Below are 14,023 nucleotides of genomic sequence, written 5' to 3'. Positions count from 1 at the left end.
TTTATGCTTTGATTAATATGACACCAGCGATCATCACGAACAACCCGGCCACCTTCTTCATTGTGATGGGCTCCAGCGGCATGTTGAACCATCCAAAATGCCCGGCAATTGCAGCGAAAATGAGCTGTCCGGCCAATCCAAAGGTGACAGCCGTAGAGATGCCTATTTTTGGAATGATGTAGTAGAAAAGCGTCACTGCCAAAAAACTTAGCAGTCCGCCCGTCACCCACATGTAGATGGGGATCTCCCTCAACTGATGCATGCTTGGGAATTGTTTCACCGTAATCAGCACAGCAATCAGCGTGAAACTTGCACCCATGGTCAATGCCGTGGAAGTGGCTAATAAGGAGTTGTTTAGCAGAATGCCGAGCCGGGAATTTATACCGCCCTGGATCACCACCATAATCCCCACTGAAAAGGATAGAAGAAGCAATGTTGAATTGTTCATCGTCTGTTATTTGTTTTTGATAGGGATGGCCAATGGTCGCATGGGAGAGCCACTGGCTCCTTTTAGCTTCAGAGAGGCTGCCACGAAGGCAAATTCATAGATCTGATCCTGAGCCAGTTCTTCCAGGTACATCTGCTCGATGAACATTACCCCTTTTTCCGCCAGCAGGTAGGTGTGCACCGGCACCCAATTATCTTCCTGTTCCGGAGGGAATGCTTCAAAGCTGAGATTGTCAGCACCAAGGAACATGATGCCCTGGTCTTCAACGAGCCATTTTACGGCATCAAGGCTGATGCCCGGATAGTTGTCGAGATAGTGATCGGCATCCTGATAAAACTCAGCCTGACCCGTGCGGATGAGCACAACATCGCCTGGCTCCAGCCCAACTTGCTGTTTTTTAAGCGCATCCTGAAGATCGATAGCGGTAATCCGATAGTTATCGGGTAGTGTTCCTTTCGCTGATTTCACGTCAATCATTACCCCCCGAGCGATGATGGGAGGGATGGTCTCCGCTCCGGTCTTTTTCCAGCCCTTGTCTCCCAAATGCTCTTCCGGAGTAAAACCATTCCAGATTTTGCCATTCAAACCAAAATGGTTGAGTGCATCGATGTGTGTGCCCATGTGCGTGTACATGGAGATGGCATCTCCGGTGTAGCTAACCTTGCGGTTCATGGCATCACCCATTCCATTAGGATTGTCAACGATCGTCCCGTGAGGAGTATGTGTTAGCCAATACTGATAGCCGGGATCTCCCAATGCATGGAAGCTAGGCATGCCTACAAAGTAATCGACGCTGAGATCGTAAGTTTTGCCCGAATTGATCTGTGAAAGTACCTGAAGCCGCGAGGCTTCAGTCATTAAGTTTAGGCGACCGATTTCATCATCAGGTCCCCACGGACTTACACCAACTTCCTCTTTGTGCTGTGCCTGGACAGCTACGATGAGGATCAATAACATAGAAAAGAATGTTGCTTTCATAGCTTTTAACTTTTTTTTTTACAAAGTTTCAAGCCAGCGGAGGCGATTGCCTTAAGGTATCTTAAGAAAGGTTTGAGGTACTCATCTTTTTGCGAATGGTACTTAGGTGCTCTGGGGTGATTCCCAGGTAAGATGCGATCATATATTGGGGAATTTGCTGTTCCATTTCGCGGTAGCGATTGACAAACTCCCGGTAGCGTTGTTCCGCAGGATCACTCATGGTACGAATGGTACGTTCCTGAAGGGCAACGTACCCGTTCTGGGTTTTGATTCGAAAGAAGCGATCCATCATGGGTACCTCATCATAGAGTTGGTTGAGTCGATCCCTATGTACCTGAAAAACGGTACTTTCTGTGATGGCTTGCATAAAAAGCGTGGCAGGCGTTTCAGTAAGAAAAGCGTACAAGTCATTGATCCACCATCCTGAGATACCAAATTGAAGAATATGCTCTTGTCCGTCACCGTCAACTGAGTACAGTTTCATGCATCCATCTGAAATAAATCGCATATGGCTGGATGGATCACCCTTTTGAAATAGGAGCTCTTTCTTCTTGAGATGTCGGCGTTTAAACGCATCGCAAACCACCTCCACTTCTTTCTCAGAAAGAGGAACAAGTTCTCGAATATTTTCTATGAGTTTACTCGCCATCTTTAGTTCAACTAACACGTAGAAGTCCACTTGTTGTTAAGCTTACTAAGCTAGTGAAACTACCCAATCGCCGCAACATCAAGTTTTTAGGGTTTTATCGATGTAGATGTAAATCTTTAGAGTTGTTGATCTTACCTAACCCCTCCGCATAAACCAAAGTGTGTAATCGTCGGACTCCTTCCAGGTATGGTAAGTATGGAATCCATAACGTTCATATACGTTTTTGTTTCGCTCCACGGAAGTTTCCAGCAGGATGGGAAGTTGCTTTTCCTTTGACAGCTCAAAGATCCTATGCTTAATGTCAAGAACACCACCACTTCCTTTGCGATGAGGATCTACACCCAAGAACCAGAAGTTAAGATGTGGTTCATCCGGCCGATGCTTTTTAAGATAGCCTTCTCGTTTGAGTACCTGAGGGAGTCTGGTAATTCCGATTGCTTTGCGGATCAGCTGAAGTTGATGCCAATAGCTGCTCAAACTGGATTTCGCTGGTTCTTCAAAACAAATAGCAGCAGCAGATTCATCATCCGAAAGGAAGAGGCCTTCATTTTCCAATCCGGTTGCTACTGCATATTCAATGAGCACCTGTAATCGTTTCTGTACTTTCTCATCCTGCTTGATTACCCAGAGCGCGCTTGGATTGGTCTGGAAAGATTGGGTCAGGATTTGGATGACTTTGGAAGCTTTTGATTGTGTGATCAACTTCATGGGGCGAAGAAACTAAAGAGAGGGGTAAATCCGATCAAAAATCACATCAAGTACATATTAATTCCAAATTGGTACGAGCTACGAGCTTGCACTAGCAGATGTCTTCCATCTGGTTTCTCTCCACGCTCGTTGATCGGCTCTGGAAAGGAATGTCCAGGCCACAATACGGCTGGATTTATTCCCTGTGCCCATGGGAATGGTTTTGACCTTCTGAGCATTGATTGCCTGCAAAGCATTGTAAATTCCTTTCAGGTTGGATTGCTTCGATACCAAGGTTGAAAACCAATAGCAGTTGGTAGAGAACCTTTCGCTATCTCTGATCATGTGCTGAATGAATTTATTTTCTCCGCCTTCACATACGAGCTCATTGCTGATTCCTGCAAAATTGAGCGTAGGCGTTATCACTCTTTTGCCTGAGAGATTCTTGATTTTCCTTCGCGTGCCTTTTTGCGCACCTTCAATCGAAGCATGAAAAGGAGGATTGCATATCGTTAGATCAATTCGATCTTCCGGACCAATGATCCCATGAAACATGTCTGTTGGATTGTTCTGCAATCGACATTCAATCTTATCTGCTAATGATGGATTGGAACTGACGATATGCTGTGCTGATTCAATCGATTTTGGATTGATATCAGATCCTATAAAATTCCAGCCGTATTCTGTCACTCCAATAATTGGGTAAATGCAGCTGGCTCCAACACCAACATCCAGACAAGTGATCTTATCTTCGGATGGGAGTGTGCCGAAATTGCTTTCGCCCAATAAATCAGCCATGTAATGAAGGTAGTCCGCTCGGCCGGGTATGGGCGGGCATAGGTTTTCATCCGGGAATTCCCAGTGTTTTATTCCGTAGTAGTGATTGAGTAATGCTTTGTTGAGCAGTTTAACCGCTTGCGGGTTGGAAAAGTCGACGGACTCTTCCCCAAGCTTATTCGGTGCCAGGTGATTTTTCAGCTCGGGGACAGCTGTGATCAAAGCACCTAGATCATATCTTTCACGGTTTTTGTTGCGCGCATGCAGCCGTGTTTTTATTGGTGGGTTTTTGTCTGAAGACATGATTCGTGTGGTTCTAGCTATCGTTTGCTTAAAGATAGCTGCCGCACTTTTGGTTGAGCTGGTTTGCGGAAAAAAATTGGATGGGAGGAGTGTTAAGTTACAGCTTAGCGGCAGTCAATTGGAAATTGATTTATATGGGGGCGTAGGTGCAACCTACGCCTAGGTGGGTGAGTATGGACTCCAGATGCTTGAAGAACCAAGGATTCCTGTTTGCATTGTCATATCAAATAGCTCAGTTCGCATATTCAATTTAGTGTTTGTTGGGCTCTGTTTGTTCCTTGTATTCCTTGACCTTTTCATTGTTTTTAACAAACTCTTCAAAAGAACTAGTTGCTCTCATTTCTTCTAAGATAGGAAAGTCGAAAAGATATTTGACCGGTAGTTCTTCCGAATTAATTGCACGAGGAAGTAAATCAAAAAATTCTTTTTCGTTTTCGATCAAAGCTGCTAAGGCAAGTTGAATTACAATAGATTTATCTGAAAAATCTTGGTTCTCTAATTCAGCCTTAATTTGATCTAAACCTTTCTCCCTTTTATCACATAACCAACAATTTAGCTGAGAATATGTCTTAGGAATGATGGGCTGTTTGGCATCTTTAGCTAGAAATATGTTTGGTAGTTTCGCAACTGCCCACTTTCCTTGTTTTAGGTAGCCATAATTTAAATCCATCAAAAAATCTGCTCTTGCTTCATCCTCAGGAAGATCATTTTTCCACAATTCGCAAGCAATTAGACTAAACAATACATGTATTTTATCAATGGCATGATCAAGGTACTCTTCATCAGCCGTGAGTTTATCACCGATGGCTTGATCACTACCTGACACTTTTGACAGGTATATTGAATTTACCATCCCACCATTATGAATAAATAGATTTCGCCTTTGGTAAATTTCAATAAGTTCGTTTTTAAAGTCCGTCAAATATCCAAGACCAAGGCCAAGCTCTGACTTTAGGGTCTCAATCCAATCTGAAAAACTAGATCTCAAAAGCCCCTCTATTTTGGAATCAATTAGATACTTTTCAGCGTCATCAATTGAGCCAAAAGATTTCAACTCTTCAAGAGTAAGAGTCTTTTTCTTTATCCCCGCCGCATGCGGATTTTTGTCATAAAAAAAATGAAGAAGTTGTGAATAAAACCATTCTGCTGAACTCAATAAACTAATTAAGGAATTTACATAAAGAAGATTCTTTTGGTCGCTTGACGTTACATTAAACTCGAACGCAGCATCAATTTTGGAAGTATCGCCTTTGACTCTAAAGGCAAATTTTTTATCCAATTCACCGTCAGCAGTTTTGTTGTTTTCTTCAATGCCCTCTTCATGGGTTACTACTTCTATTTCTCCTTCAAAAATTTCCTTTAGTTTCTCTTGAAGTTGAGTTTTCTTCAATTCGTCATCTTCTCTTTGGATTTGTTCAGCAAGGGCTAGTGGTTCGAAGGCTTTAGTATGCTTCTTAAGTTCTTTTTTATGATATTCATTTAGCATTGGCTGGATTAAGTCAACAAAATCTCTTAATCCCTCAATGCTACTTTTAAACCTATCCAATAATTCTATGTACATCGATAATATTCTCTAATGGAGCCCAACATTTGTATAAACAACATAATGTTGTTTATTTCTCTTATGTATTTTTAATACTTATGTTTTGTAACTCGCTGATTTTCAATGTCAAATCCAATTGCTAAACGTTTGTAGATGTTTACTAATCGAATATAAAACAATACTGTAAATACACGAGATTACTAATTCAAATATACCTCTTTGTCTAAAAAGCTCCTCACCACTTATCTTCGCAGCTATGCGACCCATTCTATTCATTGACCGTGACGGCACTATCATCCAGGAGACGGAGAATGAGAAGATCGAGACCATCGAAAAGCTGGACTTTCTGCCTGAAGCTCTCTATTATCTGAAGAAGCTCAAAGAGGAAACGAACTACCTCTTTGTGATGGTCACCAACCAGGATGGATTGGGTACAGATGCTTTCCCGGATCATGAATTTTGGCCGGTGCACAACTTCATCATGCGTCTGCTCGAGACCGAAGGCATCCACTTTGATGCAGTACACATCGATGAGCATTTCGAGAAGGACAATCATCCCAATCGCAAGCCCGGAACAGGCATGCTTAGTCATTACATGAAGGGAGATTATGACATGGAGAATTCCTACGTACTCGGTGATCGTGCCACAGACGTTCAGCTTGCTCGGAATCTTGGCTGCAAGGCCATATACCTTACGTCTGCGTATTCAGATAATGAAACGGAGGCGGAGTTGAAACCAACGAGTTGGAGGGAGATTTATGAATTTCTTATCGAGCAGTAGGGTCTGATTCTAAGGCACTAATCACTCATCCACTAGTCACTCCTCTACTAATCACTTCTCCACTAATCACTTCTCCACTAATCACTCATCTACCAGTCACTAAATCCGATCCCAAGGAATACCTAGCAGCATCAAAATCAGCGACATACCGAAGAAGATGGATTGGAAGCGGAATTTCACTTGTGCATCTTGTGTCTTCTTGCTGATGGATCGTCCAACTTGGGCTGCAACTACCGCAAAAAGCATCAAAGCCAAATGTTCTACCGACCAGAATCGCTGCACCGGATCGCTCATGTTGTACGTGACAAATGGGCTGTAGAAGAAGTACAAAATCAAGCCCGTTAGTAGCTGAAGGTGCATCATTCCTACAAAGGCGACAGCCACGATTTTATCAAACTTGGAGTAACTGCTACCGGCAAAGAGTCCAATGAGGGATTTGAGCACTGCGATAATGACAGCAGCGAGTATGAGCCATCTTAGGCCTGAGTGTAATTGAAGTAGGAAATTGTGCATGGTGAGAAATTTTTGTCAAATATAATCGGAGTTGATAAGACAGCGACCACTGAGCTATTGGTCATACGGAATTTATTTCACGATCTTAATCAATTTGAACTATCCGCGACACTTCTCTTGGAGATTCCGGTATTTCTCATCCTTCGAAAACCGGAATGACGATTCTACATTATTATATAAAACATCATGCCTGATAGCCTGTCTATTATTGATACGGGAGCACACAGTGTGATTTCAGGAATTTTTAATTCAGAGAATCAATCGGGTCTACTCATTACCTCGCAATTTTATTTATCCATTGTCATCAAGGCGCTCATCAGCTTGATTCCATACCACAAGTTCTCAATGCGCAGGTTTTCATCTGCAGCATGCTGGTTGTTGTCGTGATTGGCAATGGGCAGGATGATGGCTGGTTTTTTCAGTTCGTCCGTAAATAGATAAAGTGGGAGTGAGCCACCCAGTGTTGGGAGTAGTATCAACTCTTCACCTGCGATATCCTTGGTTCTGGCGATTACATCCTGGGTGATGGGAAGGTCCATGGATGTACGTGCAGCTGGATAACCGCTTTCACGTGTTACTTTGGCAATCTTAGGGTATTTCATTCGGGTTTCCTGATCCGGATCTTCTCTCACAATGTGAAAGCCTTGTTTGCGAATGTGTGCTTCCACCAGGTCTTTTTGCTTTTCGGGATCGCATCCTTTTACCAAACGCATGCCTATAGAGCCAGTTGCTGTGGCAGGAACTACGTTTCTGGCTAGTTTGCCCGTGTTTCCGCTGCTCAAACCTTTGATGGTTAGCGATGGCAGAAGGAGGCGCTCATTGTATGATTCCGTTCCCTCAGGATCATTGATGGCAAGTTCTTTCTTCAAGCCTTCATCAATTAACGGGATACTTGACATGGCTCTTTTCTCCAGGTCACTCAAGGGTTCTACATCATCGTAGTAGCCTTCAATGATGACATTGCCTTCATCATCTTTCATGCTGGCAATGAGCTCGGAAAGTAGCTGACCCGGAACAGGTGCCCAGTTTCCATAGTGCCCGCTGTGCAGCGGTCGGTTAGGGCCATACGTGGTGATTTCCATGCCGGTAACGCCGCGCACGCCAAAAACCAATTGAGGCTTTCGGGATTGATGGACGGGTCCGTCACAGAAGAGCCAAAGATCAATTTCATCCACTAAGGCGCGATTATCATTCAAATATTGCTGCAACTGCCGGGAGCCCGCTTCTTCTTGTCCTTCAAAGAAGAAAACTAAGTTAGAGGTGGCTTTCATCTTATTGGCTTGAATCAAATCCAATGCCGTGAGAATGGTGATAACGGGCGCTTTGTCATCGCCGGCTGAGCGCGCATAGATGCGATGTTCTTCTGCTATTTGGCTGTGGTTGGTTGGGAAGTCTATAGGTTCACCCCCTTGAGACATGGCTTTCGAATAATAGGTAGGCTCCCAGGGATCGTGTGTCCAATTCGTCTTGTCGGCCGGTTGACCATCATAGTGTACATAAAAGGCCAATGTTCTTTTGGCACCCTTCACAGGATAATAGCCATAAATAATTGGAGGTGTCCCCACCATTCGGAGTAGTTTGGTTTCTACTCCACGCTTGTTTAGCTCAGCAATGATGTGGTCCGCATTTTTATTAATGTTTGGTAGGTCAAAGGCTACGTTGGGAATGGATAGCAGCGTTTTGAAATCCTGAAGAATTTGGATGCTGTTTTCCTGAATGTGTTTTTCTGCAAGCTGGTTGATGTCTTGTGAGAAGACAGTGAAAGATAGCAGGCTGAAAAGTGCAAAAATGATGCGCATGGGTTTTAAATTTGAGAAGTGGCTAAAATCATTAGAATACCTTCCGTTTTTGTATATGACACCAAAGTGGTAGGTGTGTCTAAAGATAACCAAGATGGTTCATCCAGACAGGAGATTATTAAACAAGAGGTAAGAGAGGATGATAAATTGAGCCTGGAAGCCGAACCGGACAATCCCTATGATGCCAATGCGATCAAAGTTCTCTCAAAAGAGGGAAATCAAATTGGGTATTTGAATAAGGAAATGGCGGAGACTATTTTGCCTGCCTTGAAAAATGAAGCTGAAATTCATGTGACTGCCAAATGGGTGAATGGAGAGAAAATGCTTGGTGTAGGTCTGAGGATTGAGCTGGTCAGCTGATTATTAACCTTTGATTTTCTTAATCATCTCTGATTTTTTGATGTAAGTTTCATTGAGCTTTCTGGTGAATTTGTCCAGTTCGTCGGAAACAGAATGAATATAGCCACTGTATTCTTTCAGCTTCTTAGCATCCAGATTTTCGTCGTTTTCGATTATGGATGATAAACCCAGAAGTGTGGTAACTGGCCGCCTAAGCATGTGAGAGATATCAAATGATATTTGTTCGATGGTATTTTCATACTCCACACGGCTGGTAATATCCTGAAATGTACCAAACCAGGTAATGGTGCCATCCTCTTTTTTTTCGGGTTTGGCCATACATAGATGCCAGGTTATTTTGCCTTTTACATTAATTCTGAATTCAATATTAAGATCCTGCATGTTCTCCGCAGATTCTTTGAGGCTATTTACCAATAGTGGAAAGTCTTTTTTATAGATTAATTTTTTCAAACCACCAATGTCTTTTTTAAGTATTCTGACATTCATGCCTGGATCTATAGTGTGCACTCCTTTACTTAGAAATGGAAAGGAAACTTTGCCTTTAGGAGATACCTCTAGCTGAAAAATGATGCCCGGTGCCTGATCTGTTAGCTGCTTAAGTTTTTCAGCGTTTAATTCAATGTTCCTTTTTTGTTTTAAAATGGTCTTCCGCCCATTCAGATAGCTCATGATTCCTTCGGCTAAGATATGCAGGAGTCTAATTTGCTTATCAGTGAACTTCCGTGCTTTGACGTCCATCAGGCAGAGCGTACCGATGGCATGCCCACGAGGTGTAATTAATGGTATGCCGGCATAGAACCTGAGTTTTGGACCTTCTACAACCAGAAAATGATTCCTTGTCCTTTCGTCTTTGGTTGCATCTTCGATAATGAAAACATTGTCAGGTTTTTGGATAGTCAATTTGCAAAGTGACGCCTCTGTTGGGAAGGAATCTGACACTACACCGACTTTGGCTTTAAACCATTGCCGTGAATCGTCTAAGAAGGATATCAGCACCATCGGGACATCAAATGCGATGGAAGCAATCTCTGCTATTTCATCCAGCTGCTTCTCTGGTGATGTATCCAGAATTTGGTAGGATAGAAGCTCTTTCAGGCGGCCCTGCTCACTCATTGAGGTTGTTGAGTTGGTTAAAACATTGGTGGTGAGTGAAATACATGCTGTGCATGCACTCTTAAGATAGGCAAGTAAATTGATTTACCCAAAAAATAGGCTTCACGTATGGTTAGCTAAACCAAGGTTCATTTTGATACTCTTCATGGCGAGCAAATGCTTCACGGTTAAACATTTTGAAGTGATTTTGGTCTACATAAGCGTAGCGATAGCCAAATAGATGAAAAAAGTCTTTTGCCATAAATCGGGCAATTTGCTTGTTTACAAGCAGTCCGGATTTGTTATGATCTATCCATTTTACGCCGGGAAGATATACGAGTAGTCGATCGAGCCGATATTTTCGGATGACCTCTGATATTTTCAAGAACGGGCTCCAAATTTTTTTGATTGTGAAAAAACCATCCTCACCTTTTGGCTGATAGAGTGGCATGAAAATGCGACCATCATTCTCAGCTCTAATAGGATTTCCATTGCTTTCAGCAACATGTTGGTGACGCTTTAATCGTTGAAAGTTGTAAAAACCCGGAATCATGTGGAAATCTTCGCCTTCCTGGATTGCGTAGCGGAAGTATATCTCATAGATGTGTCTTACATCTCCTGTCGTTTTTGCAAGTATGTCATGATGATGTTGGTATTCACAATGATCTTTATTTATACAGCCACTATAAACCATTGACAGATAAATGAAAGAAATACAGTTTTCTATGGAAGCCATATCGTCGTGCTGGCCAGCTTCAAATCCGAAGGCTACATAGCCTAGTTCATTGATATAGCTCAGTATAGGTCCGTTCAGGTACTCTTCAATGCCAAGAATAATGGGTAATGGATATTGTATCGTGAAATTTCTGTTTAGTAAACTGTCATTTACAGTCAGAAAGGGGAGTGTTTCGCTTGAAGTAGTATGCATATCGAAGAAGTAGAAGGGACCTTCTTCCTGGTCAATAATTTGCTGAATTAACGCATTGATTTCAACCTGTTCCGTTTGGTCTTGATGAATGGTAGGTTGGCCTTTTTCTGGCAGGTTGGCCATGTTGTTTACTGTCCACAATCGATTAAGGTCTTCTTTATGATAGCGTTCTCCGTACTTCAGCGCCCAAAGGTTGCCAGCAATTCCGTAGACTGACCCACGTACTTTTCCAGATCCTATCTGCTCAAAAACGCGCTTTAACGCAAAAACACCGGCGGGTTCATTTCCATGAATTCCGCCCATGAAGATGAGTGTGGGGCCATTTTTGGATCCTTTGACATGACCAATGACTCGGCTAATCTCCACGGTGCTATCGAGTGCCTTACTGTGCACCTTCACTTTTATCATAAGGTTTGATGTCTTTGATGGTGACAATACCGATTAAATGTTGGTTATGAACTACTGGCAAACACCCAATTTCATTTTGCTTCATTATTTTTATTGCTTCAGGTATTTGCATTTCTGAATGTGCAAGTATGACATCCTCTTTCATGATATCTCCAACAGTCAGGCTATCGTCATACGGGGTTTTTTCCTGAAAACGTTGCATGTGTGTCCAGGTAAGGATTCCACATATTTTCCCATTGTCACATTCTACGGGAATGTGGTGAATGTTTTTCCATTGCATCAGTTGCGTAGCAAGAGCTGCTATATCATCTGTTTTGACAGTGAAGAGCTTTGTAGACATGATGTGACCAACTTGATAGGCGTGCTCATGCGTATTGGAGACATCTGGAACGTCCGGCCATTCATGGATGGGAAGATCTTTTTGCTGGTTTTCGTACATATTTTTGGTGAGCGCCAGCAATGCGTCATCCTTGCGTGTAATTCTTTTGAGTCGCCTATAGTTGGAGATGCTCCATTGAGCTCCTGTTTGCTTAATTGATCGCTGGTCAATTACTTCAAGTAGTCTTGTGGCGGTTTCGGAGTCCACGTTGGATTTAGCTAATCCTTCATAAGCCAGCGGGAGTAATTCTCTTGTAATAAGATCTTTCACTGACACAAAACGATCCTTCCACTTGAGTACTGACTGTTTGCCGGTTCTGGCCGCTTTAATAAAGTTGGCTTTCACATCCTGAAAGTCCATATGATTCGTGATGTCGCTGTATAATGGAGACCTACCTTTCATTAGGCCTATCCAAAAGGCAAAGTTGGCCATCTGATCAAGGATTGTGGGTCCAGATGGGATGTATCTGTTTTCTATCCTAAGATGTGCTGCTGTGTCGGTTGCGCCGTAGCACGCACGATTCCATCTATAAATGGTGCCATTGTGTGTGTTTAAGGCTTCCAGCTTTGGAATTTTACCATTTTCAAGATCCTCAAGTGAATCACGTTTGATGGATTTGGAAAGGATAATTTTATGTTGTGCAATGTCGTTTTTGTAAATATCTGCTGCCGTTCCGTATTCCCAGTCTTCGCCAAAGCTCACTCTTGAGATTTGGTCTTTCAATGCATAAGTGGAATGCCTGGTGTCTATACTTTGTTGAAACAGAGCAATTCTTGTTTCACTCCAAAGCTCGCGTCCAAGTAGGAGAGGTGAATTGGCGCAGATACCCAAGACAGGTCCGGAAATGGCCTGCGCCCAATTATAGCTAGAGACAAAGTCATTGGGATCTACCTGCAAATGGAGCTGAAAGCTAGTATTGCAGGCTTCCATCAAAACAGAGTCATGAGTGATAAATAATTCATCCACTCCTTTTATGTGCAGTTGGAAATCAGCACCTCTTATTCCTTTTACCATTTCATTCAAAGACCAATAGCGTGGCTTGGGTGTCATGTATTCCAGCGAGAGTTCTGTTTTGCTTATGGTAGGAAGTATGCCAGTCAGTAGAATTTGGGTATCCCTTTCACTTGCATGAATCTCAGCTTTTTTCAAAAGCGCTCGAAGCTGCCGTTCCATTTGATCCAAACTATCGGGACCAAGCTCCACTGGGTCAAGATTTATTTCCAGATTAAACCTGGCAAGTTCGTTGGTAAAGTGAGGGTCATTAATAGCTTTCAGAATTTCATCTGCATTTTTTTCTGGCCGCCAGTTTTTCGAAATGAGACAGAATTCTTGCTCGGCACCAATCCGACTGATGCCTGACTCAATAAGGTTTCGTTCGAGCATCAACTCGAGGCATTTCACATCATTTAGTAAGTGACGAATAAACTGTGTTTTCATCAAATCCTCTGATGCAGATTTAACTAGAAGATCTCCCATATTCCGATATTTTAATCGGATAAAGATTGGCGTTTAATGTTGCATTTTGAATGATGAATGACAGTTCAGAAACTGACTTGGGTCAAGTCCTGGAGGTTAGTCTTCAATGTAAAATTGGAGGGTAGAAACAATTCTTACTTTCTTCATCACACCTGAATTTGGATCCAGGTCACTGATTGAAAACAGGCCTTGATTGGCGGACTTGATTTTTCCAACTTTTGAGCCTGAATCCCGAGCAAATTTTTCGGCTGCTTCACGGGCATTTTTAGTGGCCTCTTCTATCATCTCAGGCTTGATGTCGTTAAGCTTGGTGTAGAGGTATTGAACCGGCTGCCAGGTGTTCTTAGAACCGATGACCAGGCCTTGTCCTATGATGCTTGGAATTTGGAACATTGCCTGACTCATTTTATCAAGTTTTGTTGTTCGCAAATTGAAGTCAACTTTAGCTATGTAGCGATCTTGATTGTTTGCATTTTGGCCGCCGTAAAGTAGCGCGCGATTGTCCTGAATCGTCGGAGCTCCAACAGTCAATTCTTCGTCGGTAAATTCTAACTTAGAAAAGAAGTCTTGTAGGATTTTAGTTTGCCTCTCCAGTGTACGTTGCAGTTGTCCGAGTTCATTCCCCGAGATGGTCAACTCCAATGGCCAGGTCGCAATGTCGGCTTCAACCTCTCGCTCTGCCAAACCTTTTACAGTGACTGTGCGATCAAGTTTTTTACCTGCTACATAGGTTTGTCCAATGAAGTAACCAGAAACAATGATGGCAATGGAGAGAGCAATGGAGGAGGTGAGACTTTGCTTTGACATGGTGGATTATTTGTAAGTGAAGCTAATTAATTCTAACTAAAGGAGCATATTTCGATGACTGTAAACTGTGAACGTAAATTTGGTAATTAAAGTGT

The 14,023-nt window shown here is 42.7% G+C and carries 14 protein-coding genes; 2 read left to right on the top strand and 12 right to left on the bottom strand.

Annotated features, from left to right (window positions below):
* Position 1: 1 nt before the first annotated feature.
* From ABJG98_RS05820 to ABJG98_RS05795, 6 genes are all read right to left on the bottom strand, one after another.
* Positions 2-448: a DMT family transporter gene (locus ABJG98_RS05820; protein WP_348278547.1), complete on the bottom strand. Its 447-nt coding sequence runs from the start codon at positions 446-448 to the stop codon at positions 2-4.
* 6 nt (positions 449-454) lie between these two features.
* The gene (locus ABJG98_RS05815) at positions 455-1,426 is read right to left on the bottom strand and encodes a cyclase family protein (protein WP_348278546.1); all 972 of its coding nucleotides are present in this window, start codon (positions 1,424-1,426) and stop codon (positions 455-457) included.
* A 61-nt stretch (positions 1,427-1,487) separates the two neighbouring features.
* Positions 1,488-2,075 (bottom strand): Crp/Fnr family transcriptional regulator, encoded by a 588-nt coding sequence (locus ABJG98_RS05810; RefSeq protein WP_348278545.1) that lies wholly within the window; start codon positions 2,073-2,075, stop codon positions 1,488-1,490.
* 135 nt (positions 2,076-2,210) lie between these two features.
* The gene (locus ABJG98_RS05805; RefSeq protein ID WP_348278544.1) at positions 2,211-2,783 is read right to left on the bottom strand and encodes a hypothetical protein; all 573 of its coding nucleotides are present in this window, start codon (positions 2,781-2,783) and stop codon (positions 2,211-2,213) included.
* Between the two features lie 78 nt (positions 2,784-2,861).
* Positions 2,862-3,842: a 23S rRNA (adenine(1618)-N(6))-methyltransferase RlmF gene (rlmF, locus tag ABJG98_RS05800; protein WP_348278543.1), complete on the bottom strand. Its 981-nt coding sequence runs from the start codon at positions 3,840-3,842 to the stop codon at positions 2,862-2,864.
* Positions 3,843-4,092: 250 nt separating this feature from the next.
* Positions 4,093-5,403, bottom strand: coding sequence for a hypothetical protein (locus ABJG98_RS05795; RefSeq protein ID WP_348278542.1), 1,311 nt, complete (start codon positions 5,401-5,403; stop codon positions 4,093-4,095).
* 238 nt (positions 5,404-5,641) lie between these two features.
* Here ABJG98_RS05795 and hisB point away from each other — a divergent pair, with 238 nt between their 5' ends.
* Entirely contained in the window at positions 5,642-6,166 is a 525-nt protein-coding gene (gene hisB, locus ABJG98_RS05790) for a histidinol-phosphatase (RefSeq protein ID WP_348278541.1), read from the top strand.
* 99 nt (positions 6,167-6,265) lie between these two features.
* On the opposite strand, the gene ABJG98_RS05785 is transcribed toward hisB, so the two are convergent.
* Positions 6,266-6,679 carry a hypothetical protein gene (locus ABJG98_RS05785; RefSeq protein WP_348278540.1) on the bottom strand — a complete coding sequence of 138 codons (414 nt, stop codon included), beginning with the start codon at positions 6,677-6,679 and terminating at the stop codon, positions 6,266-6,268.
* Positions 6,680-6,966: 287 nt separating this feature from the next.
* A complete protein-coding gene (locus ABJG98_RS05780) occupies positions 6,967-8,478 on the bottom strand; it encodes a M20/M25/M40 family metallo-hydrolase (protein ID WP_348278539.1) in 1,512 nt (503 codons plus the stop codon).
* A gap of 18 nt (positions 8,479-8,496) precedes the next feature.
* Between ABJG98_RS05780 and ABJG98_RS05775 the strand changes: the two genes are divergently transcribed.
* A complete protein-coding gene (locus ABJG98_RS05775; protein ID WP_348278538.1) occupies positions 8,497-8,838 on the top strand; it encodes an HIRAN domain-containing protein in 342 nt (113 codons plus the stop codon).
* 3 nt (positions 8,839-8,841) lie between these two features.
* On the opposite strand, the gene ABJG98_RS05770 is transcribed toward ABJG98_RS05775, so the two are convergent.
* From ABJG98_RS05770 to ABJG98_RS05755, 4 genes are all read right to left on the bottom strand, one after another.
* Positions 8,842-9,951: a GAF domain-containing protein gene (locus ABJG98_RS05770; RefSeq protein ID WP_348278537.1), complete on the bottom strand. Its 1,110-nt coding sequence runs from the start codon at positions 9,949-9,951 to the stop codon at positions 8,842-8,844.
* Between the two features lie 112 nt (positions 9,952-10,063).
* Entirely contained in the window at positions 10,064-11,266 is a 1,203-nt protein-coding gene (locus ABJG98_RS05765) for a succinylglutamate desuccinylase/aspartoacylase family protein (RefSeq protein ID WP_348278536.1), read from the bottom strand.
* Positions 11,241-13,121, bottom strand: a complete 1,881-nt coding sequence (locus ABJG98_RS05760; protein WP_348278535.1) for a CBS domain-containing protein — start codon at positions 13,119-13,121, stop codon at positions 11,241-11,243. The genes ABJG98_RS05765 and ABJG98_RS05760 overlap by 26 nt, the downstream gene beginning before the upstream one ends.
* Before the next feature lie 96 nt (positions 13,122-13,217).
* On the bottom strand, positions 13,218-13,928 hold the full coding sequence (locus tag ABJG98_RS05755; protein WP_348278534.1) for an SIMPL domain-containing protein: 711 nt from the start codon (positions 13,926-13,928) through the stop codon (positions 13,218-13,220).
* Positions 13,929-14,023: the final 95 nt, after the last annotated feature.

Origin of the sequence: Ekhidna sp., from assembly GCF_039960695.1 — a bacterium.
In the GTDB taxonomy this organism is placed as follows: domain Bacteria; phylum Bacteroidota; class Bacteroidia; order Cytophagales; family Cyclobacteriaceae; genus Ekhidna.
This window is presented reverse-complemented; position numbering and strand designations above follow the sequence as displayed.